Raw genomic sequence first — 23,230 nt, forward strand, 5'->3', positions numbered from 1 at the left:
GGTGGATATCGCAAGCCTTGGTATCAAGGTCACGCAGGATGGCGTGAAGCAGGCAGAGGACAGCCTGGAGAAAATGGCGTCTGCCGGCGACAAAGCCGCCGCATCACAGGACCGCCTGACCGAAGCCAACACGCGTGCCAACAAGGCGTCGAACACGGCGTCCATCCGGGCGCAGCGCGAAGAACTCTCGAAGCTCATCGGGACGATAGATCCCGTTATCGCCAAGCTCGGGCAACTGGACGAGCAGGAGCGCAAGCTCGCGTCCTTCCGTGCCAAGGGCCTCATCGGCGACGACGATTTCAAGGTCTTCTCCGACAAGATCGAGGCCAGTCGCCTCGCGCTCTCGCGGTACGCCGACGCCAGCGGCAAGACCGCCATCTCGCAGAAGCAGCTGGCGGCCGCCAATCGAGGCATCCCCGCCCAGTTCACGGACATCGCCACATCCATCGCCAGCGGGCAGCGCCCCCTATCGGTCCTTCTCCAGCAGGGTGGCCAGCTCAAGGACATGTTCGGTGGCATTGGCCCCGCGGCGCGCGCCCTCGGCGGCTACCTGCTAGGGCTCGTCAATCCCTTCACGCTCCTCGCGGGTGCATCCATAGCGCTGGCTGTTGCATGGAAGCAGGGCAGTGACGAAACCGTTGCCTTCAACCAGGCGCTGGCCCGCACGGGGAGCTACGCGGGCACCACAGCCAGCCAGTTGCAGGACCAGGCGCGTGCCATCAGCGCGTCCGTGGGGACACAGCACGAGGCGGCGGCCGCACTCGCAGAGGTCGCCGGTTCCGGCAAGTTCACGGCCGAGCAAATCGGTCTCGTGGGCAAGGCCGCCGTGGATATGGCGCGCCTCACCGGCCAGTCGACGGCCGAGACCATCAAGCAGTTCTCGGACCTCAAGAACGAGCCGGTCAAAGCCGTGCTCGCGCTCAATGATTCCGAGCACTTCCTCACAACGACGATCTATGAGCAGATCAAGGCCTTGCAGGACAGCGGGCGCGAGGACGAAGCCGCCACAGTGGCCATGAAGGCCCGCGCGAATGCGGTAGCCCAGCGTGCCAAGTCCGTGCAGGACAGCGCCGGTCTTATCGAGCGCGCTTGGAACGGCGTCACCGTCGCCGCCAAGAAGGCGTGGGACGCCATGCTCGATGTGGGCCGCCCTGATACCTCGGGCGATCAGATCAAGAAGATCCAGGAGCGGATGGAGGCCGTGCGCACGCGCAGCGGGCCCATGTATGCCGACCTGACCGATCGGCAGCAGGCGAGCATCCTCGCGACCTACCAGAAGTCGCTCGACCAGCTTCAGGCGCAGGAGCGGCAGGCTGACCAGGATGCGCGCAAGAAGTCCATCGCCGCGCAGGCGACGCAGGCACTGGCTGACTCCGACCGCGAGGCCGACATCTACGCCAGCCGCGAGGACAAGCGAGCCAAGGCGATCCTGGCGGCGCGCACGAAGGCCAACGAGCAGGTAGAGAAGGCGCTCGCAGCGGGAGACAAGGCCAGCGCGGATCGTATCCGCGCGAACGAAGCCAAGATCATCGCGGGGATCAACGAGCAGTACAAAGACCCAAAGGGCCGCGCAGCACCGCGCGCTCGCCAAGCGCCGGACTTCTACACCGAGGACCGCCGCCAGATCGAGGCCGAGATCGAGGCCGAAGGCAAGCTCTTCGATCAGAGGACGCGCGCGGCCGCCGCCATCGAGGCGTACCAGAGCAGCCTCTCCGACATGCTGGAGACCCGCAAGGCGGAGATCGCACTGCAAGCCAGCTCTATTGGCATGAGCCAGGTCGAGGCGCAGCGGCAGCAGCAGATCAACCAGATCTACGCTGACTCGGCGCGCAAGCGCATCCAGCTGGTTCACGACATGAACCAGACCACGAACGAGGACAACCGCGACCTGTACGCGCGGGAGCTTGCGGCGCTCGACGACTACACCAAGAAGCGCCTTGCCGTCGAGATCGAAGGCTTCAAGGCCGAAGATGCTGCGCGAGCGGATTGGAAGGCGGGCATTGCCGGCGGGTACGCAGACATCGTGTCCGAGGCATCGGACGTCGCCGGCCAGACACGTAACCTCTTCATCCATTCGTTCGACAGCATCGCGGACTCGCTGGCCAACTTCGTGACCACGGGCAAGCTCGGGTTCAAAAGCCTCGTTTCGTCGATCCTGTCCGAGCTCGCGAAGGTGGCGATCAGGATCGCGGCATCTCAGGCCCTCCAGTCGATCTTCGGTGGCACGACTGGCACATCCGGAAGCGCCGGCAGTGGCTGGGGCGCGGCGATCGGCAGCATCGTCGGAGCGGTCGCCAATGCCAAGGGCGGCGTGTACGACTCGCCAAGCCTATCCAAGTACAGCAACCAGGTTGTGAGCAAGCCGACTGCCTTCGCCTTTGCGAAGGGCGCGGCTCTTGGCGTCATGGGCGAAGCTGGCTCCGAGGCGATCATGCCCCTGTCGCGCGGCAGCGACGGCAGTCTCGGCGTCACCGTCCACGGAGGCATGGCTGCCGGCGTGAACGTCAACGTGGTGGTCAACGTCGCGAGCGACGGAACGGCTGACGTGTCCGCCAGTGGCGACAACCAAGCGTTCGGCAAGCAGTTCGGTACGGCCGTGGCGAACGTCTGCAAGCAGCAAATTGCCCAGGAAATCCGCCCCGGCGGCCAAATCTACACGGCGATGGGGCGGCGATGACCGACACCTTTACCTGGCCCACTCAGCGGGGCAACACGGGCACGGAGAGCGCGAAGGTCCGGAAGGCCCAGTTCGGCGACGGGTACGCGCAACGCGTGCCCGACGGAATCAATCCGCTCACGCGCTCTTGGCCTATCCGGTGGTCGGGTCCGAAGGCAACAGCCTTCGCGATCCGCGATTTCCTCCGCGCGCACGTCGGCATGTCCTTCTACTGGACGGCGCCGAACGATGCGCAGGCGCTGTACACGTGCGACACGTGGACTGTGGGCGATGAGGGCGGACAGGTCTACACGATCACTGCCACCTTCGAGGAGGCATTCGCGCCGTGACTTTCGTCGCTGACATCCAAACCCTTGAGCCCGGCGCCGAGGTCATCCTGTTCGAGCTGGACGCGCGAGCCATCACCGGAGGTGGTGAGGGAGGCATTCTTCGCTTCCACGGGTACACGTATTCGGGCTCGATCGTCTGGCAGGGCGAGACCTATGACCCGTGGCCGATTCAGGCCGAGGGCTTCAAGGTCGACCCGGCGCAGCCGAGCGTGCCGACGCTCGCCGTGGGCAACGTGGACGGACGCATCTCCGCGCTCTGCATCGCCTACCAGGATCTCGTGGGCGCGCGCCTGACGCGCCGGCGCACGCTCAAGAAATACCTGGACGGGCAACCAGGCGCTGATCCGGATCAGGAGGCGGCACCAGACATCTGGCTCATCGAGCGCCGGTCCTCGGAAGACAACACCCAGGTCACGTTCGAGCTGGCCAGCCCCATGGACTTGGGCGACCGGAAGGTGCCGAGCCGCCAGATCATCGCGAACGTGTGCAGCTGGCTCATCAAGGGCGGTTACCGTGGTCCCTACTGTGGGTACAACGGGCCGCCAGTCGCCAAACAGGACGACAGCCCTACAAGCGACCCGTCTCTGGACGTCTGCGGCGGCCGGCTGTCGTCTTGCAAGCTGCGATTCGGCCAGAACGCAGAACTTCCTTATGGCGGCTATCCCGCCTCGAAGCTGATCCGATGAAGGCCAAGACCCGGGACGCCATCCATGCGCACGCGCTGGCCGAGTATCCGCGCGAGTGCTGCGGGCTCGTTGTCGTCGCGAAGGGCAGGGAGCGCTATATCACGTGCCGTAACATGGCGGAGAATCCAGCCGAGCACTTTGCGCTTGACCCCCGCGAGTACGTCGCGGCAGCGGAGTCGGGCGAGATCACCGCCGTTGTGCACTCGCATCCCGACGTGTCGGCCCGCCCATCGGAGGCCGATCTCGTCCAGTGCGAGGCGTCCGAGCTGCCGTGGGTGATCGTGAGCGTCATGCCCGGAGAAGGTGCGCCAGAGGTCGTGGAGACCCGATTTGTCGAGCCCTCGGGGTATCAGGCTCCTTACGTCGGGCGAACCTGGGCGCATGGCCTGCTCGATTGCTGGGGCCTGTGCCGCGACTGGTACAGCAGGGAGTGGGGTATCACGCTCCCTGACCCTTTGCGCGCTGACGACTGGTGGAATGACGGCGCCACAGCCCTGTACAACGATGCCGCGCTGAAGGATGCTAACTTCGTGCCGGTGTCTGTGTCCGAGCTAGCCCCGGGTGATCTCATTCTCATGCAGATCCGCAGCGGGAACCGCGTGCCGAACCATGCCGCGATCTACCTCGGCGACGGCCTCATCCTGCACCACCTGCACGGGCGCCTAAGCTCCCGGGACAACTACGGCGGCTACTACGCCGAGATGACGCGATCCGTGTGGCGCCATCGGTCTTCGCCGTCATCTAGCACTACTTGAGACCCATGACTGCGACTACCGTCATCCTCTCCGGCCCGATGCGCAAGCGGTTCGGGCGAGAGCTCGCCCTGCACCTGGACACGAAGTCGCCACGCGAGGCCGTGCGCGCCCTTTGCTCCGTCGTGCCAGGCTTCCGCGAGTACCTTGAGGGTGCGCACGAGCGAGGCATCGAGTTCGCGGTGTTCCGGGGTCGGGGTGTGGGCGAGGAGAACCTCAACCTCGAACAGTTCGACCAGCCGGCTGGAAACGCCATTCGGATCGCGCCTGTCGTTCGTGGCTCCAAGCGTGCCGGCGTCCTTCAGACGATCATTGGCATCGTCCTGATCGTCGTGTCGTTCTGGACGGGAGGATCGACGCTAGCAACGGGTATCGCCATGGTAGCCGGCGGAGTCGTCCAAATGCTCGCTCCGCAGCCGAAGCTCGGGAAGTCCGCCGACTCGTCGGACAACCAGTCAAGCTACGTTTTCAATGGCCCGATCAATACGAGCGCTCAGGGCGGCTGTGTTCCCTTGGCTTACGGTCGCGTTCGCGTCGGTTCGGCCATTATCTCGGCCGGCATGGAGGCCCAGGACTACTCGGCGGCACAGAGCAACATCGGCCACGGCACGGCCGGCGGCAACTTCAAGAGCACTCCTTTCGACCCCGACTGACGGGTCACGCATTCACGATTTCACGAGGCCCGCCCAGTGCGGGCCTTTTCTTTTGGGACTGGCATGGGCCTCGAACCACGGATCGCTGGCGCGAAGGGCGGCGGCAGCCAGCACACGCCTGTTGAAGCGCCGAACACGCTGCGCTCGATCTCCTCCTTCCATATCGTCGACCTGATCTCCGAAGGAGAGATTGCCGGACTCGTGAACGGCATGCAGTCCGTCTACCTCGACGGAACGTCCCTGGCGAACGCCGACGGTACGCTGAACTTCGGGAGCGTCGCCGTGCAGACGCGTCCAGGTACGCAGGATCAGGATTACATTCCTGGCTACGGTGGCGTTGAAAGCGATACGGCCGTAGCAACAGAGCTTAAGTCCAACGCCCCGTGGATACACCAGGTTACCGAGACCGACCTCTCCGCCGTCCGTATCACCCTTCAGGTTGATGCGCTCCAGAAGAGCAACACCTCGAACGGTGATATCAACGGCTACACGATCCAGTACGCCATCGACGTATCGACCGACGGCGGAGCGTACAACACGGTGCTCAACACCGCCTTCAGCGGCAAGTGCACAGGACCGTATCAGCGCAGCCACCGTATCGACCTGCCACCGGCCACCGAGGGGTGGAACGTCCGGGTTCGGCGCATTACGCCTAACGCCAATAGCGCCACGGTCTCGGATACGACGCGCATCGTGTCGATCACCGAGATCATCGACGTCAAGCTGCGGTACCCCAACAGTGCGCTTGTAGCCATCAGTGGCGACGCCTCGCAATTCAATAACATCCCGTCTCGCGCGTACGAGATATTCGGTCGCAAGATCAAGATCCCGAGCAACTACAACCCCCAGACCCGAACCTATACCGGCGTCTGGGACGGCTCGTTTCAAACCGAGTGGTCAAACAACCCCGCATGGGTTCTCTACGACCTGGTAACACAGGACCGGTTCGGGCTGGGCGACCTCATCGACGCCTCGATGGTCGACAAGTGGGAGCTCTACCGGATCGCCCAGTACTGCGACGGGCTAGTGGACGATGGAAAGGGCGGGCAGGAGCCGCGCTTCACCTGCAACACCTACCTACAGAGCCAAGCCGACGCCTACAAACTCCTAGGCGATCTCGCCTCGATCTTTCGCGGCGTCTCCTACTGGATGGGCGGTTCTATCGTGTCAGTGGCAGACATGCCGCAAGACCCGATCTTCACGTACACCGCTGCCAACGTCATCGATGGCAAGTTCACCTACCAGAGCAGCCCGCGCAAGACGCGATACACAACGGCACTCGTCACATGGAACGACCCGGATAATGCCTACGGCCAGGCGGTCGAGTACGTTGAGGACCGGGATGGCCTAGCGCGATATGGGTTCCAGCAGCTTGAAATGGTCGCCTTCGGCTGCACCAGTCAGGCTCAGGCTCATAGGGCAGGGCAGTGGGCGCTCGTCACGAGCCAGCTTGAGACGGACTCCGTGAGCTTCGCCGTCGGCCTCGACGGTCTTCTGGGGGCGATCCCAGGGCGCATCATCCGGGTTCAGGACGCCGCGCGTGCAGGAGCCCGCCAAGGTGGCCGCATCTCGTCGTCGACGATCAGTTCGGTCGTCGTTGACCGGTTGCCTGACGAAGTGCAGGTCGGCGACACCCTTACAGTACATACGCCGTCCGGCGTGGCAGAGACGCACACGATCAGCGCAATCGACACCGCTGCCCGTCGCGTCTCGATCTCCGGCGCGTTCACCGCCGCGCCTGTGGCGCAGTCCGTGTGGGCGGTGGAGAGTTCAACGCTGGTCACGCAGCACTTCCGGGTGCTGAATGTCTCTGAGGACTCGACCGACGATGAGATTCGCTTCACGGTCTCGGCAGTCCAGCACAACCCGAGCAAGTTCGCGCACATCGACAACGGCGCCGCGATCCAGATCCCGCCGATCACCAAGCTCCCGACTGGGCCTCAGCCGCCACCGACCAATGTTCGCCTGTCCGGGCACGTGGTGATCGAGCAGGGCATCGCGAACAACGTGATGACGATCGAATGGGACAAGGCCGAGGGTGCCGCGAACTATAAGGTCGAGTGGCAGAAGGACGATGGTCAGTGGATTCAGGCGGGTACGACACCGCTGACATCAACGGATGTGCAGGGCATCTATACGGGCATCTATACCGCGCGGGTTACCGCCTTCAATAACGGGAACACGCCATCGCTGGCCGCGTTCAGCGATCCGACCGCCATCCAAGGGAAGACTGGAAGTCCGCCCCTCCTGGCCTCGCTCACGACCGAGAGCCTGATCTTCGGTATTGGAATCCACTGGGCGTTCCCCGATGGCGTGAGCGATACCCAACGCACCGAAATATGGGCCAGCACAAGCGCGGTCCGTCCTGACTCGCCGGATACCCTTGCTTACCACCTCGGTGACTTCGCGTACCCGGGCAATGCCACGGAACTGCACGGCCTGATGGCCGGCACGTCGCTTTTCTTCTGGGGACGGATCGTCGATAAGGCGGGCAACATCGGTCCCTGGTATCCGGAGGCTGGCGCGGTCAACGGCCAAAGCAGCAGCGACGCCGGTCCTATCCTTGAATACCTGACCGGGCAGATCACGAAGAGCCAGCTGGGTCAGGAGTTGGCCGAGACCATCGACTCCATTGAGGGTCTTCAATCGTTCATTGAGCCGCCCGCGGCGTGGGAAGACGACGTCGCCTACGCGACTGGCGCGTTCGTCAGCCACAACGGTCGGCTATGGCTCGCGCTGGAGGCTGCGGCGGCCGGTGTCGAGCCAGGAACCAACTCCGAGGTGTGGCGTGACGTGGGCGCGGTGGCGCAGACGGCCGCCGGTCTGGCACTCCAGATGTCGAACGTCAACCTCACGGTGGAGGAACTGGACGGTCAGGTGCAGGCCACGGCCGAGAAGACTGAATCGGTCTATGCGCAGCTCAATCCCAAGAAGATCGGCGCCGATACCAGCGGAACGATCGGTGGGCAGAACGACCTTCCGGTCACGGCTGGGTTCTTCGCGCAGACGCTGGCTCAGGTCAATGACAACCAGGCGCTCGGAAAGCGCCTGGTCACGGTGCAGGCTCTGTTCGGGAGCCAAATCGCCGCGGTTACCACGGAGGTAACCACGCTTGCTGATGGGCAGCAGGCCCTGGCCTCTCAGGTCACCACGGTTCAGGCGACGGCTGGCGCTGCGCAGGCCTCAGCGCAACTGGCCTTCCAGACTGCCGCCAACATCGACGGCAGGGTATCGGCCGCCCTGATCGGCAAGGTTGGCGTCACGTCGGACGGCAAGTACTACTCGGCCGGTTTCGCCGTCGGCATCGACAACAGCGGCGGGACGGTGCAATCGCAGTTCCTGGTCACGGCGGACACGTTCGCGATCCTGCCGTCGGCGGCTGGCGGGAACGCCGTTGCACCCTTCGTGATTCAGGGCGGCCAAACTTTCATCAGCCAAGCACTGATCGGAACCGGCTGGATCACGAACGCCATGATCGGCAACACGATCCAGTCGACCGCTGTGGACAGCACCGGCAATCCCCTATGGTCCCTCAACAAGACCACGGGCCTGGTGATGCGTGGGTCGAGCGCGGCAGGGCGCACAGAGATTGATGGCAATGGCGGGCGAACCTTCGACTCGAATGGCACGCTTCGCGTTCGATGGGGTATCTGGTAATGCCAGCAGGTCTCCAGACATTCGACGCGGCAGGAAACATCATTGTTGACTTGACGACGCGAATAACGCGGGTGGGTGGCACCGCGGTGATCCCAGCGGGAAGCACAGGTTCGGTCGTCGTGCCCAACGCATCTCAGGGCACGATCTGGTGCGCGTTCTGCCACCAGTCCGGCGATCGGTATTACCCGGTGATCGATATCAGCGGTGCGACCATATCGTGGTCCCCGTCGACGCAGGGTACCCCTGCCGCAAAGACCATCATCTTCGGGGTCTACTGATGCCCGCTGGACTCCAGATCATGAACGCTGACGGCGTGACGGTCCAGGTCGACGACACCTACGCGAACCTCGCCGTCGTTGAGATGGGAACGAGATCCACGGACACGCCAACGGCGGCCGGGGGAAATTCGGGCGTCACCTTCTCTCGTTCGGGGCTCAAGAACCCCCTTATCGCGGTCGCGGGATCGACATCGCAAGTGGCCGTGTGCTGGTTGCAGGATGCAGGCAGTGGGACGTGGGGGTTCAACATCGCGGCGGCTGGTGGCGTTGGAACCCAGTGCAAATACCTGATCTTCGATAACCCGCCTGCGACGAACCCGAACTATGGATTTCAGGTCTTCGATGCGAGCGGAAACAAAACGTTCGACGGGAGCTTCCGCTACTTGCGGGTCGTTGACATGCAGCTGAACGTCTCGCCCGGGACGCTTACGTATGGCGCTGGCTCGCAGTACGCGGTTTGCCACCTTCGGTTCGGTTTTCGAGTGTGGAACCAGACGGGGTTTAACGACGTCATCGCGTCGAGCGTATCAGGCGGGACCATATCGCTCGGCTACGTGCACATAAGCGACGTACCTGGCAGTCCTCCGCAGCTAAACCAGATGTCCTCGTCGATCCTCGTGATCGACATCACAAACTACGGACTGTGAGGTACCCATGGCACTGAACATTCAACGACTCAACTTCGACCCGGTGACGGGCGATAACCCGAGCGAAGCGTTCATGAAGCTGGACTTGGATATCGGGGAGATTGCGGAGGCGCTTGATGGCGACGGAACGCCTGAAAACCAAGGCATTGATGCACGTCTTGCTGCAGTAGAGGGTGTGGCCGGTGGCCTCGGTGACGCCGCGACTAAGGACGTAGGAACGACCGCAGGAACGGTTGCCGCGGGCGATGATCATCGTTTTAGTGACAACGCTGCTGCGGCTTCTAGTGCACAGGTTACCGCAAGCGCGGCCATGCCGAAGACTGGCGGTAGCTTCACAGGAAGTGTGGGTGTTACTGGTGCGATTACAGTGAGTCCTGGATCCCTAGGGACAACGGCCGGCGCCTCTCTGACTGCATCGACCCTTACTGCAACGTCTTCAAACGTTGACCGTGTCACCTCGGTTCTATATCGCGGCGTAGCAGGAAGCAACTTTCTCAGCGCGTTCTGGCGACAGCAGCGCGTCGTCGACAATACTGGGCTGGGGTTCACACAGTATGGCGATGGCAGCAACGGTGGAACAGTCGTTCTTAATTCCGCTGCTGGGTCGTTTACCTTGTCGGGAGCTACTGGCAACTGCGTAGCATCTGGAACGGTTACTCAGAATTCCGATTACCGAATCAAAACAGACGACGTCACAATTGATCCGGCTGTTGCCGCCGCATGTCTACGGGCAAACCGACCCATTGAATACTCGGATACCCGTCTCCCAGAGGGATCGCGACGTCTCGCCGGATTTATAGCGCATGAGTTGCAGGCCAACATGCCGCTGTTGGTCGAGGGCGAGAAGGATGCCGTCCGGATAGACTACGTGATGGACGGTGAGTTCGATCCCATCACCGGCGCGCCGCCGCCACTGGTGCCGAAGGAAGTGCCAGCACTTCAGAACGTCAACTACCCAGGCATGGTGCCGTATCTCAATGCCGGCTGGCAGCACCATGACCAGCGCATTACAGACCTTGAAGCAGCCCTGCAGGCCGCGCTCGACCGCATCGCGGCCCTCGAAGCGTCCTGACACGTCCGTCACGCCATGGCGGTATGCTGCGGCCATGTGCGGCCGCTATGCCACCTTTGGACCCGTCTCCGTCTCCCGCCAGGCGCGCGAAGCCCTGGAGCAGATGGAGATCGACATCATCAGCGAGATCAACCAGCGGGAACCCCAATACAACATCGCGCCGACCCAGAAAGCGCCGGTGGTCGTGCACGGGGAGGGCGGCTACCACGTCCGCGCTTACCGCTGGGGCTTGGTGCCGCACTGGTCGAAGGACCTGAAATTCGGGGCGAAGACCATCAACGCCCGCGCCGACACCGTGGCCACCAAGCCGTCGTTCCGCGAGGCGTTCAAGAAGCGCCGGTGCCTGGTGCCGGCCAGTGGGTACTTTGAGTGGAAGGGCGAATCCCCGAACAAGCAGCCGTACTTCATCCACGACCCCGCCGGTGACCTGCTCATGTTCGGCGGGCTATGGGAGGGCTGGCGCGAGTCCCCTGAGGCCGAGTGGGTGCACACCTATACCGTCATCACCGGCGAGCCTGGGAAGGTCTCAGGCGACATCCACGACCGTCAGCCGGTCATCCTGCCACCGGACCTCTGGTCGGTCTGGTGCGAGGCGTCGCCGGCGGACGCCCAGGGCGCGCTTGCCGCGGTGCCGGAGGCGGACCTGGTCTATCACCCGGTACCCAAGGCGGTGGGTTCACCGAAGAACAAGGGCCCGGAGCTCGTGGAACCCGTCGAACTGTAGCCGGCACGGCCAGTTGCCGCGCAAACTTCCCACGCGGGGCGCACAGCGTCCACATTTCTGAGACCGGCCGCGCGTAACGTTTGCGCCCATGTCGCGCCCCGATCAGCCCATCGTCTTCTGGAAGCACTACGCCTACGGTTACGAGTCGAGGCTGACACCCTACGGCCGGACCTTCGCGATCGCCCGCATGGTGCGGGACGTCCCAGGCGTCCACTATGAGCTGTTGTGGATCTACGGGCCACGCCGCTGGCAGCCGTTCCAGGTCTTCAACCTGACGACGATTCAGCGGATGGTCGATCGCTGGGTCGAATGTCATCGCGATAGCGTGGTCGCGAAGATGCCGCCCGACCCAATGAGGCCGCCCCGGTTCCTTACACCCACCGTCGAGGCGCCAAAAGCCCCTGATCTTTATGACGTGCGCGTATGCCCCGGTTGCGGGCGAACCTGGGGAATGTGTGACCAGACCATCTCCCTCGCTGCCAAGAAACGCGGCAACTTCGGATGGCGCTGCTATCGCATGGCGGGCTGACGGCGAAAGGCCGGGAAGCAGGCCGGACACCCGTTGGCCGTCACGACCCCATTTCGAAGCACGTTGAGGCGGTACGTGATGCCGTGCTTTCGGCATGTGCCACGGAGGGCAAGGGAGCGCCGACGGAGGGCGATGGGGTCGATGTACGGAGCAGGGCGCGCGCGGACGCCACGGTGATTTAGCGTAGCCATGGGCGCATGGTGCGCTGAGGCTGTCGCATGGTTCGCGACGTGACCAAATGTTGACCAAACGTAGCCCAAATCACCCCATTCCAGACCAATCCACAAAAAAGGCCTGCAAGCGAATCAATCACTTGCAGGCCTGCATTGGTGGAGGTGGCGGGAGTCGAACCCGCGTCCGAAGGCGTTTAATCTCCAGATCTACATGCTTAGCTCACCGTTAAGTCTCGTCCGCCGACAGCACGGCGTGCTAAGCGCACCGGCGGACATATCTGATTGATCTAGCGTCAGACCCACAGACGGAGGGTCTTTCGGCGGTCTCATGATAGTGACCCTACACCGACGAGCATGAGCACAAGATCGGTTCGGGGGTTTGGCCTTTTTTAGGGGCCGGACAGCTTAGGCGGCGAGAGCCACCGAGTTGTCACCGTAGTAGTTGTCATTGGCAACTATATGTTTTGCGGCTGGTTTAACGAGGAAAGCTGCCCCCTCGGCATGCACCAGTAGATCGCACTACCCCCGTCGAAACCAGTACACCCCCGGGGAAAACTGTAATGTGACTACACCCAGCAGTATATGGGCGGGGAGGGGCACCCACAATGGGCGCCGCCCGGCCGTTCAGGTCAGCCCATCTTGTTATGCGAGCGCATCACGCGCTGCTTGTCGATCGCCCATTCGCGTTCCTTGTCGGTATTGCGTTTGTCGTGCTCCTGCTTGCCCTTGGCCAGGCCGATCTCGCACTTCACCTTGTTGTTCTTCCAGTACATCGCGGTGGGAACCAGGGTGTAGCCCTTGCGCTCGACGGCACCGATCAGGCGGTCGATCTCCTCGCGATGGAGCAGCAGTTTGCGCGTGCGCCGGTCGTTCGCCACCACGTGGGTGGAGGCGCTGATCAGCGGCGGGATCTGGGCACCGACGAGGAAGACCTCGCCGTGCTGGATGATCGCGTAGCAGCCTTCGCCGAAGTTGATCCGGCCGGCACGCAGGGACTTCAGTTCCCAGCCTTGCAGTTCCATCCCGGCTTCGAAGCGCTGGTCGATGTGATATTCGTGGCGCGCGCGCTTGTTCAGCGCGATCGTGCCGCGGCCTTCCTTTTCCGTGTCCTTCGGTTTCGCTTTTGCCATGTCCGCTAAAATCGGTCTATCGGATCCCTGATACAAGTCCGGCGGGTCCATGAGCCGGTGAATAAGACGAGGTCTTCACGTGATTGAAATCCGCCGCAGTGCGATCGTGCCGTTCACGCCCGCGCAGATGTTCGACCTGGTCAACGATGTGGAAGCATACCCAAAGCGCTTTGGCTGGTGTGACGCCGCCACGGTGGTGGAGCGGGACGACGATGTGCTGGTGGCCCGGCTGGATCTCAAGTTCGCCGGCATGAAGCAGCATTTCACCACCCGGAACACCATGGAGCGGCCGGAACGCCTGTCCATGAAATTCGTGGAGGGGCCGTTCCGCTCGCTCGATGGCGTCTTTACCTTCCAGGCCCTGGGCGACGCCGGCTGCAAGATCGCGCTCGCCCTGGATTTCGACTACGCCGGCCTGGGTGGCGGCGTACTGAAGATGGGCTTCCAGCAACTGGCGAACCGGATGGTCGACGATTTCTGCGACGAGGCGCGCCGGCAGTATGGCTGAGATCGCCATCGAGGTCGCCTACGCCGGGCCCGAAGGGCAGGTGGTGATCGCTCTGCGCGTTCCGTCGGGGACGACCGCCTGGGAGGCCGTGGAACGGGCCAGGGAGAGTCTGCCCGAGGGAGTGGCGCCGGACCCGTCCCGACTCGGCATCTACGCGAAGAAGGTGTCCGCCGGGCAGGTGCTGGAGGAGGGCGACCGCGTGGAACTCTACCGGCCGCTCACCCTCGACCCGATGGAAGCCCGGAGGCGCCGCGCGACGCGCGGCACCTGACCCGGAGTTTACTGGCGCTTGCTGGCCGGGCTGTCGTCGGACGAGCCGTTGACGCCGACACCGAAGCCGCCGTCGCTGGATTCCTTCTTGCCGTCGGTGTTCTTGTCGCCGTCGGCGCCACCGGTCGGGTTCGCCTTGTACTTCTCGGAATCCTTCAGCAGCTGCTGGGCGTCCTGGGAGAAGAAGTCACCCTCGGTACGCACGAGCGTGTCGTTGTTGAAGGACAGGGTCAGCGTGCGGGTCGTCATCGCACGGCCACGGTGCGAGAAGGTCGAGACGTAGTCCCAGCGGTCCTGGTCGAACGGCGAGATGACCGAGGGGGTGCCCAGGAGGACGAGGACCTGGCGCTTGGTCATGCCGGGCTGCAGCTGGTCGACGTTTTTCTTGTCGAGCAGGTTGCCCTGCTGCACGTCGGGGGTATAGAGCAGGCCACAGCCCGCGATGGCGGTCGCCATCATGGCCAAACCCAGCGTGCGGATGAGCTTATGCATGCGTAGTAACGTCCGGATCGTGAAGCCTGTGATGATACACTAAGCGCCTTACGGCACCGCGAGGGGTCTGACATGGACCAGGAAACCAAAGAGCTCCGCAAGGCGGGCCTTAAAGTCACGCATCCGCGCATGCGGATCCTGCAGATCTTCGAAGAGGCGGAGGAACGCCACCTCACCGCCGAAGACATCTACAAGCGCCTGCTTGCGCACCAGGAGGACATCGGGCTTGCCACGGTGTACCGCGTCCTGACCCAGTTCGAAGCTGCCGGCATCGTCATGAAGCACAACTTCGAGGGCGGGCAGGCGGTGTACGAGCTGGACCGCGGCAAGCATCACGACCACATGATCGACGTGGACAGCGGAAAAGTGATCGAGTTCATCAGCGAGGAGATCGAGCGTCTCCAGCACGAGATCGCCGAGCGCCACGGCTACGTCATCGAGGACCACAGCCTGGTGCTCTACGTCCGGCCCAAGAAGAAGCGCTGACCCGCTTCCCGGAACGAAAAAAGGCCCTGCGGGGCCTTTTTTGTTGGGTGGCATCCGAGTTTTGAAGGGCCCAAAAAAACGCCGCCGGTGGACTCCTGTCCACCGACGGCTTGATCCGGTGTCTTCAAGGTTCGTGGATCGCGAGTTGCTCGCTGGATCCCGATCTCCATGTCGCACCGGCGAGGCCGACATCCTGTCGCCTCATCAGGTCGATCGTCCCCACGACCGACCTGGGCTCACCGTCTCTCGACGGCGGCTCCCCCACATCGATAATGGGATCGTAACGAAGCGTTCATCCACCCGGTATCGGAAAATTTCCTATGTTGCTTCCGATACTTGTGCTGCGAAGCAGCACGCGAAGGTGAAGTCCTACCGGCTCCGGACGGATGCGGAAGAGGCCGCCGAGGGCCGTGATCCGGTCGCTCATTCCCTGCAATCCACGGCCGCCGCCATCGGTGCGGACGGGGCGTGGCGTGGAGGGCAGGCCGGCCCCGTCGTCACGGATGTCGAGGATCGCCACCGGCCCGCTGTCGCGCAGGCCGATACGCAGGCGCAGCTTCATCTGACGGGCGCCGGAGTGCCGTACCACGTTGGTCGCGCTCTCCTGGACGACACGGTAGATGGCCGTCAGGGTGTCGTCGTCGAGCAGGCGGGGGTCGCCCCTCAGGTCGGTCACGTAGTGGATGCCCGCGGCGGTGAGCATGTCGCGCACCGGGCCTTCGTCCAGGGCGCGCAACAGGCCGAATTCGTCCAGGACCGAGGGGCGCAGGCTGTCGAGCATCTTGTGCAGGGCCCGGCGCATATGGCCGAGGATGCCGTTGATCGAGGTGCCGATGTCTTCCAGGCCGGCGCTGCCGAGCCTGGCCTGGGCCAGTTTCAGGTGGGTCTGGATCGCGGTGAGGTTCTGGCCGAGTTCGTCGTGCAGTTCCGCGGCCATGTGACGGCGCAGGTTTTCCTCCGCCTGGAGGTTGCCGCGCGCGGCGTCGCGCAGCTGCCGCGCAAGCTGGTCCAGGCGCTGGTTGGCGGCGGCCAGGTGGGTGTTCTGCTGGGCCACGCGCTCGCTGCTGCGGCGCAGCGCATCGGTCGCCGCACCGAGCATCAACGTGCCCGTGCCCGCCACGGCCAGGAACAGGTGGGCAGCCGCCGTGGGCGCTCCGCGGCCGATCATGTCCTCGGTGACATTCAGCCCCACGCTGGTGATCAGCATGGCCAGGCCGGCACCGCGCCAGCCGTGGCGGAACGCGAAGAACAACACGGGCGCCAGGGAGAGGACCCGGGCGAACTGCGGTTGCGGCGAGTATTCGGCGAGCGTGATCAGGATGGCGAGCGAGGGCAGCATTACCAGCAGGCCGTCGAGTAACAGCTCGCCCATCGCCGCTTGCGTGGGCCGTTCGCGGAACGCCAGGATCATGACCGGGACCACCAGCAGCACGCCCAGGTAGTTGCCGAGGAGGTCGCTGCCGAACGTGGTACCCAGCATCTCCACGGGGGCGGCGGGATGCATGGAGGCCATCATCGCGGCGTTGCCGGCGGTGGCCACCGTGGCCGTGACCATGGCCGAGAGCAGCAGGCGGGCGACGTCCTCGGGCGTATTGAGGCTGGCGTGCAGGTGCGCGCGGCGCAGCAACCACAGGCAGGCGGCGACCATCAACGGCTCGGGAGCATCGCCCAGGACGAAGCCCGCACCGCCGATCGGCAGGCCGCTGCGCCATTCGCAAAAGGCGCTGGCGGCGATCTCGGCGCCGAGGATCCAGAACCAGTGACGCGTGCGCATCAACAGCAACGCCCCGAAGCGGAGGCCGAAGGGCAGCACCCAGTACGGCTGCTCGGTCGGCCACAGCATCACCCACGCCGCGGCGTACGCGAGCGCGAACAGGGGGCCGGTGAAGCGTGAAAGACCGAGTAGTCGCATTGGCGGAATGTTACACGGCGGATGCGCGGAGCCGACGCCGCTGATCGAGCCATACGCACGCGTCGGGAGAGCCTGCTACATTCTGCCCATGCCCAGAATCGTCCTTGTAGATGACCATGCCATCGTCCGTGAGGGTTTCAAGCGCCTCATCGAACTGGAACCCGACCTCGATGTCGTCGCCGAAGCCCGTAACGCCGACGAGGCGGTGGACGCGGTCACCCAGCATCGGCCGGATCTGGTGGCGGTGGACCTGTCCCTGCCGGATGGCAGCGGGCTGCCGTTGATCGAGCATCTGGGCAGCATCGCGCCCGGGATGAAGATCGTGGTGTTGAGCATGCACGATGGCGAGCCCTACGTGTCCGAGGCGCTGCGCCGGGGTGCCCGCGGCTACGTGACCAAGGGCGTGGCCCCCGAGGAACTGGTGGCCGCGGTGCGATCGGTGCTCGGCGGCGACCAGTACCTGAGTTCGGACCTGCGCGAGCGCCGTTCGGGCCGGCCGACGACCGACCTGGACCCGTTCAATCGCCTGACCGCCCGCGAGCGAGAAGTTTTCCTGTTGCTGGCGGCCGGCCGCGCGCCCAAGCAGGTGGCCGCGGAACTCGGGATCGGACAGAAGACGATCTATATCCACCGTGCCGCGGTGATGAACAAACTCAACGCCGGCTCGGAACTGGACCTCTACCGCATGGCGCAGGAGCGTGGACTGATCCGAACCTGATCACCCCTGAGCACGATCCAGCATCTTCTTCGCATGTGCCCGGGTCTCCTTGGTGATCTCCACCCCTCCGAGCATGCGGCTGAGCTCGTCACGCCGTCCGGCGGCATCGAGCGCATGGATGCGCGTACGCGTCGCCTCGCCATCGCTCTCCTTCGCCACCTGCAAATGCGAGTGGCCCTGGGCGGCCACTTGCGGCAGATGAGTCACGCAGAGCACCTGCACGCGCTCGCCGAGCGCGCGCAGCTTCTGGCCGACCACCTCGGCGACCGCGCCGCCGATGCCGGTGTCTACTTCGTCGAAGATCATGCAGCCGATGTTGTCGTTGCCCAGCGTGGCGACCTCGATGGCGAGGCTGATGCGGGCGAGTTCGCCACCGGAGGCGACCTTGCGCAGCGGACGCGGCGGCTGCCCCGGGTTGGCGCTGACCAGCAGTTCACAGCGCTCCCGCCCCTGCGGATCGGGCTCGTCGCCCTCGGCGCGTTCCAGCGAGACTTCCAGCCGGCCACCGGCCATGCCCAGTTCGCCCATCAATCCCGCGACCGTCGAGCCGAGCCGTGCCGCTGCCTCGGTGCGCGCCTTCGACAGGGCGTCGGCGGCGGTGTCGTAGGCCTGGTGCAGGCGGTCGCGCTCGCGGCCGAGTCGGTCGAGCGCATCGCCAGCGCCTTCGAGTTCGGCCAGACGCTCGCGAACCTCGTCGGCCTTGGCCGTGAGTTCGGCGATCGGGAGGCGGTAGCGGCGTGAGAGATCGTGCAGATGGGTGAGGTGGGTATCCACCTCGGCCAGCCGCTCGGGATCGAGTTCGACATCCTGTGCGTATCGGCTGAGGCCGTCCACGGCTTCGCCCACCTGGATCTGCGCGCTGTCCAGCAGTTCCAGCGTCGGTGCGAGCGTGGCGTCGAGTTCGGCCAGGCGCGAGAGCTCCGCGTGTGCGCGGAGCAGGGCGCGGCCGATGGCGAACTCGCTTTCCCCATCCAGCATCTCGACGACGCCGTTGGCGCCCTCGGCGAGGCGGCCCGCGTTGGCGAGCCGGCGGTGCTGGGCTTCGAGGTCTTCCAGGGCGGCGGGAGCGAGCGCCCAGCGGTCGAGCTCCTCCAGTTCGTGGCTCAGCAGTTCGATCTGGTGTTCGCGGTCGTCGCCACCGGAGAGCGTGCGGATACGCGCCACGGCGTCGCGCCACGCCTTGGCCGTCTCGCGGACCTGGGCCAGGAGCGCCTCGTTACCGGCATACGCGTCGAGCAGGGCCATCTGGTGCTGGCGCGAGAGCAGGGCCTGGTGCTCGTGCTGGCCATGGATCTCCACGATCAGCGCGGCCAGCGCCGACATCTGGGCGAGACTGGCCGGACGGCCGTTGATCCAGCCACGCGAGCTGCCTTCGGTACGGATCACCCGGCGGAGCTGGCAGGTCTGCCCGTCGTCGAGTTCTTCCTGGCGCAACCAGTCCAGGGCCTCGGGCAGGCCGGCGAGATCGAATTCCGCGGCCAGTTCGGCACGGTCGCTGCCGGCACGGACCATGCCGCTGTCGGCGCGGGCGCCGGCCAGGAGCATCAGCGCATCCACCAGCAGGGACTTGCCGGCACCGGTCTCGCCGCTGACCACGGTGAGGCCCGGGCCGAAGGCGACCTCGGCTTCTTCGACGACGGCGAACTGGCGGACGTAGAGCGAGGTGAGCATGGGCACCGGAGTGGCGAAGGGAATCGCGCCGATTGTAGCGGCAGCGGCGTCGCAGAAGCCGAGACTTGCAAGCGGCGCGGCTAGACCTTATTGATAGCCCGACGATCCGACCCCTTTCCAACCCAGTCAGGCGCATGAATCCGTTTTCCGGTCACGACATCGATGCTCGCGCGCGCCGGCTGCTGCGGACCCTGATTTCCCAATATCTGTCCGATGGCGAGCCGGTCGGCTCACGCACGCTGGCGCGGTCCTCCGGCCTGGAAGTCAGCCCGGCGACGATCCGCAACATCATGGCCGACCTCGAGGAGGCCGGCCTGGTGGCCTCGCCGCACACCTCGGCAGGGCGTATTCCTACGCCGCGCGGGCTGCGCCTGTTCGTCGACAGCCTGCTCGAACTCAAGCCGCTGCCGCGCGACGAGATGGCCCGGTTGCAAGGCGGCCTGCCGCCGCACCAGACGACCACCCGTGACCTGCTCGGGAATGTCTCGAACCTGCTTTCGGCGATGACCCATTTCGCCGGGGTGGTCACCGTGCCGCGCCAGGGCGATTTTCCCCTGCGCCATATCGATTTCGTCAACCTGCCAGACGCCCGCGTGCTGGTGATCCTGGTGTTCTCGGACAACCAGGTGCAGAACCGTGTCGTCCAGCTGGCCCGCCCGCTGGAAGCTTCCGACCTGGAGCACGCGGCGAACTACCTGAATGCCCAGTTCGCCGGTTTCCGCCTGGCCGATATCCGGGCGCACCTGGCGACGGAACTGCGCGAGGCGGGCGGTGAGATCAACCGCCTGCTGTCCAGCGTGGTGGAACTGGCCACGGCCTCGTTCGCCACCGACGAGGACGCCGACGATGTCCTCGTCAGCGGCCAGACCAACCTGATGGGTTATTCGGAACTGGCCGACATCGACCGGCTCCGCGATCTCTTCGACGCCTTCCAGCAGAAGCGCGACCTGCTTCAGCTCATGGAAATGTGCGTCAAGGCCCCGGGCGTGCGCTTGTTCATCGGCGAGGAGTCCGGATTCTCGGCCCTCGACGGATGCAGCATCGTCACCGCCACCTACGGCACGAGCGGCCGCATGCTTGGCGCGATCGGAGTTATTGGACCGACGCGTATGGCATATGAGCGGGTCATCCCGGTGGTCCAGGCCACCGCCGGACTGCTCAGCGATGCCTTGAATCGCGCCGCGGCGACCTCATAAACCGCCACGGGAGGCGGGTTTACTATTTCCCGCAAATGTTCGGCCCCTCCATGGAGCGGGCCGGTAAGCTGACGTTTGGAGTAACCATGCAGAACAACGATCCCCACGTGCCGGATTCCGTACAGGACGGCGGCGCGGCCGACAACGAGGGCGTCAACGCCGATTTCGATGCGTTGACCGCGAAGTTGGCCTCGCTCGAATCCGAGCTGGGCCAGGCACGCGAGACGGTCCTGCGCGAGCGGGCGGAGATCGAGAATCAGCGCCGTCGCCTGCAGCGAGACCTGGACCAGGCCCGCCGCTTCGCCAACGAGAAGCTGCTCGGCGACCTCCTGCCGGTGTACGACGGTCTGGTGCTTGGCCTGGCCAACGAGTCGGCCGACGCGAAGACCCTGCGCGAAGGCCTCGAGCTCACGCTGAAGCAGTTGGAGAAGGTCACCCAGGGCAATGGCCTCACGGTGGTCGATCCGTTGCACAAGCCGTTCAACCCGGAACACCACCAGGCGATCAGTTCGGTCGGTTCGAACGAGCATCCGCCGGGAACCGTGGTCGCGGTGGTCCAGAAAGGTTTCATCCTCAACGACCGTCTGCTGCGTCCGGCGCTGGTCGCCGTCGTACGCGACAACTAAACCCAAAGTATTGAATCGATGGGGCTGGGCCCCATTTTCCAACACAGTCGCGGCCGCGGGGGCCGCTTAGCATTTCGGAGCAACTTCAATGGCCAAGATCATCGGCATCGACCTCGGTACGACCAACTCCTGCGTCGCAGTGATGGAAGGTTCGACCGCGCGCGTCATCGAGAACGCGGAGGGCGATCGCACCACGCCGTCCATCGTCGCGTTCACCAAGGACAACGAGGTCCTGGTCGGCGCGCCGGCCAAGCGCCAGAGCGTCACCAACCCCAAGAACACCTTCTACGCGGTGAAGCGCCTCATCGGCCGCAAGTTCACCGACGCCGAAGTGCAGAAGGACATCAAGATCGTGCCGTACGGTATCGTCGCGCACGACAACGGTGACGCCTGGGTGCAGACCGCCGACGGCAAGAAGATGGCGCCGCAGGAGATCTCCTCGAAGGTGCTGATGAAGATGAAGAAGACCGCAGAGGATTTCCTCGGCGAGTCGGTCACCGAAGCGGTCATCACCGTGCCGGCGTACTTCAACGACAGCCAGCGCCAGGCCACGAAGGATGCCGGCCGCATCGCCGGCCTCGACGTCAAGCGCATCATCAACGAGCCGACCGCGGCCGCCCTGGCCTATGGCCTGGACAAGACCGCGTCGGGCGATCGCAAGATCGCCGTGTACGATCTCGGCGGCGGCACGTTCGACGTTTCGATCATCGAGATCGCCAACGTCGACGGCGAGAAGCAGTTCGAAGTGCTCGCGACCAACGGCAACACCTTCCTCGGTGGCGAAGACTTCGACAATCGCGTCATCGACTACCTCGTCGAAGAGTTCAAGAAAGAGCAGGGCATCGACCTTCGCCAGGACCAGCTCGCGCTGCAGCGCCTGAAGGACGCCGCCGAGCGCGCGAAGATCGAGCTTTCCTCGGCCCACCAGACCGACGTCAACCTGCCTTATGTCACCGCCGACGCCTCGGGCCCGAAGCACCTCAACATCAAGCTGACCCGCGCCAAGCTGGAATCGCTGGTGGAAGACCTGGTCAAGGGTACGATCGATCCCTGCCGCACCGCGCTCAACGACGCGGGGCTCCGCGTGTCCGACATCCACGAAGTGATCCTCGTCGGTGGCCAGACCCGCATGCCCAAGGTGCAGGAAGCGGTGAAGGATTTCTTCGGCAAGGAGCCGCGCAAGGACGTCAACCCGGATGAAGCCGTGGCCGTCGGCGCCGCGATCCAGGGTGGCGTGCTGGGCGGTTCGGTCAAGGACGTCCTGCTGCTCGACGTCACCCCGCTGTCGCTCGGCATCGAGACGATGGGCGGCGTGATGACGAAGCTGATCGAGAAGAACACCACCGTGCCGACCAAGGCGTCGCAGGTGTTCTCCACGGCCGACGACAACCAGACCGCGGTCACCGTGCACGTGCTGCAGGGCGAGCGCGAGCAGGCCCGCTTCAACAAGTCGCTCGGCAAGTTCGACCTGCAGGGCATCGACCCGGCGCCGCGCGGCATGCCGCAGATCGAGGTCACCTTCGACATCGACGCCAACGGCATCCTGCACGTGTCGGCGAAGGACAAGAAGACCGGCAAGGAGCAGAAGATCGAGATCAAGGCCGGCTCGGGCCTCTCGGACGAAGAAATCCAGCGCATGGTCGCCGACGCGGAAGCCAACCGCGAGGAAGACAAGAAGTTCCACGAGCTCGTGCAGGTGCGCAACAAGGCCGACCAACTCGTGCACGCCACGCGCAGCCAGCTGAAGGAGCACGGCGGCAAGATTCCTGCCGAGCAGCTTGCCGGCATCGACAGCGCGGTGTCCGATCTGGAAAAGCTCAAGGACAGCGACGACAAGGCGGCAATCGAGGCCAAGATCGCGAACCTCGAACAGGTCGCCCAGGCGCTGGCCGCCGCGGCCCAGTCGGGTGGTGCGCAGGACACCGCGCAGCAGTCCGCTCCGGGCGGCGGTTCGGCCCAGCCGGACGACGTGGTCGACGCCGAGTTCACCGAGGTCAAGGACGACAAGAAGTAAGTCGTCCTGAGTAAAACGATGCCCTGCCGC

22 protein-coding genes and 1 other RNA gene are annotated in these 23,230 nt (G+C 64.6%); 18 read left to right on the forward strand and 5 right to left on the reverse strand.

Features of this window, described 5'->3' with window-relative positions; genetic code table 11:
* The first annotated feature begins 1 nt into the window (after window position 1).
* The 11 genes from ACN9M2_RS07920 to ACN9M2_RS07970 all read left to right on the forward strand — a co-directional run bounded on the left by ACN9M2_RS07920 (window position 2) and on the right by ACN9M2_RS07970 (window position 12,004).
* Window positions 2-2,677 (forward strand): phage tail tape measure protein, encoded by a 2,676-nt coding sequence (locus tag ACN9M2_RS07920; RefSeq protein WP_426287550.1) that lies wholly within the window; start codon window positions 2-4, stop codon window positions 2,675-2,677.
* Window positions 2,674-3,006: a phage tail protein gene (locus ACN9M2_RS07925; protein WP_426287551.1), complete on the forward strand. Its 333-nt coding sequence runs from the start codon at window positions 2,674-2,676 to the stop codon at window positions 3,004-3,006. The genes ACN9M2_RS07920 and ACN9M2_RS07925 overlap by 4 nt, the downstream gene beginning before the upstream one ends.
* Complete coding sequence (locus tag ACN9M2_RS07930) at window positions 3,003-3,692, forward strand: phage minor tail protein L (protein ID WP_426287552.1); 690 nt, start codon at window positions 3,003-3,005, stop codon at window positions 3,690-3,692. Before ACN9M2_RS07925 ends, ACN9M2_RS07930 begins: the two co-directional genes overlap by 4 nt.
* Window positions 3,689-4,447: a C40 family peptidase gene (locus ACN9M2_RS07935; RefSeq protein ID WP_426287553.1), complete on the forward strand. Its 759-nt coding sequence runs from the start codon at window positions 3,689-3,691 to the stop codon at window positions 4,445-4,447. Before ACN9M2_RS07930 ends, ACN9M2_RS07935 begins: the two co-directional genes overlap by 4 nt.
* A 5-nt stretch (window positions 4,448-4,452) precedes the next feature.
* A complete protein-coding gene (locus ACN9M2_RS07940; RefSeq protein WP_426287554.1) occupies window positions 4,453-5,097 on the forward strand; it encodes a tail assembly protein in 645 nt (214 codons plus the stop codon).
* Window positions 5,098-5,160: 63 nt separating this feature from the next.
* On the forward strand, window positions 5,161-8,754 hold the full coding sequence (locus tag ACN9M2_RS07945; protein WP_426287555.1) for a phage tail protein: 3,594 nt from the start codon (window positions 5,161-5,163) through the stop codon (window positions 8,752-8,754).
* A 119-nt stretch (window positions 8,755-8,873) separates the two neighbouring features.
* Entirely contained in the window at window positions 8,874-9,032 is a 159-nt protein-coding gene (locus ACN9M2_RS07950) for a hypothetical protein (protein WP_426287556.1), read from the forward strand.
* Between the two features lie 20 nt (window positions 9,033-9,052).
* A complete protein-coding gene (locus ACN9M2_RS07955; protein WP_426287557.1) occupies window positions 9,053-9,679 on the forward strand; it encodes a hypothetical protein in 627 nt (208 codons plus the stop codon).
* Between the two features lie 7 nt (window positions 9,680-9,686).
* Window positions 9,687-10,751 (forward strand): hypothetical protein, encoded by a 1,065-nt coding sequence (locus ACN9M2_RS07960; RefSeq protein WP_426287558.1) that lies wholly within the window; start codon window positions 9,687-9,689, stop codon window positions 10,749-10,751.
* Between the two features lie 34 nt (window positions 10,752-10,785).
* Entirely contained in the window at window positions 10,786-11,475 is a 690-nt protein-coding gene (locus ACN9M2_RS07965; RefSeq protein ID WP_426287559.1) for an SOS response-associated peptidase, read from the forward strand.
* A gap of 88 nt (window positions 11,476-11,563) precedes the next feature.
* Window positions 11,564-12,004, forward strand: a complete 441-nt coding sequence (locus tag ACN9M2_RS07970; protein WP_426287560.1) for a hypothetical protein — start codon at window positions 11,564-11,566, stop codon at window positions 12,002-12,004.
* Window positions 12,005-12,331: 327 nt separating this feature from the next.
* On the opposite strand, the gene ssrA is transcribed toward ACN9M2_RS07970, so the two are convergent.
* Window positions 12,332-12,724: a transfer-messenger RNA gene (ssrA, locus tag ACN9M2_RS07975) on the reverse strand.
* 82 nt (window positions 12,725-12,806) lie between these two features.
* Window positions 12,807-13,307, reverse strand: coding sequence for an SsrA-binding protein SmpB (gene smpB / locus ACN9M2_RS07980; RefSeq protein ID WP_306847568.1), 501 nt, complete (start codon window positions 13,305-13,307; stop codon window positions 12,807-12,809).
* 79 nt (window positions 13,308-13,386) lie between these two features.
* On the opposite strand from smpB, the gene ACN9M2_RS07985 reads away from it, so the two are divergent.
* Together ACN9M2_RS07985 and ACN9M2_RS07990 are read left to right on the forward strand one after the other, a co-directional pair.
* Complete coding sequence (locus ACN9M2_RS07985; RefSeq protein WP_306847566.1) at window positions 13,387-13,815, forward strand: type II toxin-antitoxin system RatA family toxin; 429 nt, start codon at window positions 13,387-13,389, stop codon at window positions 13,813-13,815.
* On the forward strand, window positions 13,808-14,086 hold the full coding sequence (locus tag ACN9M2_RS07990) for an RnfH family protein (protein WP_426287561.1): 279 nt from the start codon (window positions 13,808-13,810) through the stop codon (window positions 14,084-14,086). The genes ACN9M2_RS07985 and ACN9M2_RS07990 overlap by 8 nt, the downstream gene beginning before the upstream one ends.
* 8 nt (window positions 14,087-14,094) lie before the next feature.
* On the opposite strand, the gene ACN9M2_RS07995 is transcribed toward ACN9M2_RS07990, so the two are convergent.
* A complete protein-coding gene (locus ACN9M2_RS07995) occupies window positions 14,095-14,577 on the reverse strand; it encodes an outer membrane protein assembly factor BamE (protein ID WP_426287562.1) in 483 nt (160 codons plus the stop codon).
* Between the two features lie 72 nt (window positions 14,578-14,649).
* Between ACN9M2_RS07995 and fur the strand changes: the two genes are divergently transcribed.
* A complete protein-coding gene (gene fur, locus ACN9M2_RS08000; protein WP_306847561.1) occupies window positions 14,650-15,063 on the forward strand; it encodes a ferric iron uptake transcriptional regulator in 414 nt (137 codons plus the stop codon).
* 292 nt (window positions 15,064-15,355) lie between these two features.
* Here the strand turns inward: fur and ACN9M2_RS08005 are convergent, their stop codons facing one another.
* Window positions 15,356-16,975 carry an MASE1 domain-containing sensor histidine kinase gene (locus tag ACN9M2_RS08005; RefSeq protein ID WP_426287563.1) on the reverse strand — a complete coding sequence of 540 codons (1,620 nt, stop codon included), beginning with the start codon at window positions 16,973-16,975 and terminating at the stop codon, window positions 15,356-15,358.
* Window positions 16,976-17,063: 88 nt separating this feature from the next.
* On the opposite strand from ACN9M2_RS08005, the gene ACN9M2_RS08010 reads away from it, so the two are divergent.
* Window positions 17,064-17,693, forward strand: coding sequence for a response regulator (locus ACN9M2_RS08010; RefSeq protein ID WP_371024859.1), 630 nt, complete (start codon window positions 17,064-17,066; stop codon window positions 17,691-17,693).
* Here ACN9M2_RS08010 and recN read toward each other — a convergent pair whose 3' ends face one another.
* On the reverse strand, window positions 17,694-19,364 hold the full coding sequence (recN, locus tag ACN9M2_RS08015; protein ID WP_426287564.1) for a DNA repair protein RecN: 1,671 nt from the start codon (window positions 19,362-19,364) through the stop codon (window positions 17,694-17,696).
* 134 nt (window positions 19,365-19,498) lie between these two features.
* On the opposite strand from recN, the gene hrcA reads away from it, so the two are divergent.
* From hrcA to dnaK, 3 genes are all read left to right on the forward strand, one after another.
* Entirely contained in the window at window positions 19,499-20,560 is a 1,062-nt protein-coding gene (gene hrcA, locus ACN9M2_RS08020) for a heat-inducible transcriptional repressor HrcA (protein WP_371024857.1), read from the forward strand.
* Between the two features lie 86 nt (window positions 20,561-20,646).
* The gene (grpE, locus tag ACN9M2_RS08025) at window positions 20,647-21,186 is read left to right on the forward strand and encodes a nucleotide exchange factor GrpE (RefSeq protein ID WP_426287565.1); all 540 of its coding nucleotides are present in this window, start codon (window positions 20,647-20,649) and stop codon (window positions 21,184-21,186) included.
* A gap of 88 nt (window positions 21,187-21,274) precedes the next feature.
* Complete coding sequence (dnaK, locus tag ACN9M2_RS08030) at window positions 21,275-23,200, forward strand: molecular chaperone DnaK (protein WP_426287566.1); 1,926 nt, start codon at window positions 21,275-21,277, stop codon at window positions 23,198-23,200.
* Window positions 23,201-23,230: the final 30 nt, after the last annotated feature.

It is taken from the genome of Luteibacter sp. E-22 (assembly GCF_049913125.1).
Classification (GTDB): Bacteria; Pseudomonadota; Gammaproteobacteria; order Xanthomonadales; family Rhodanobacteraceae; genus Luteibacter.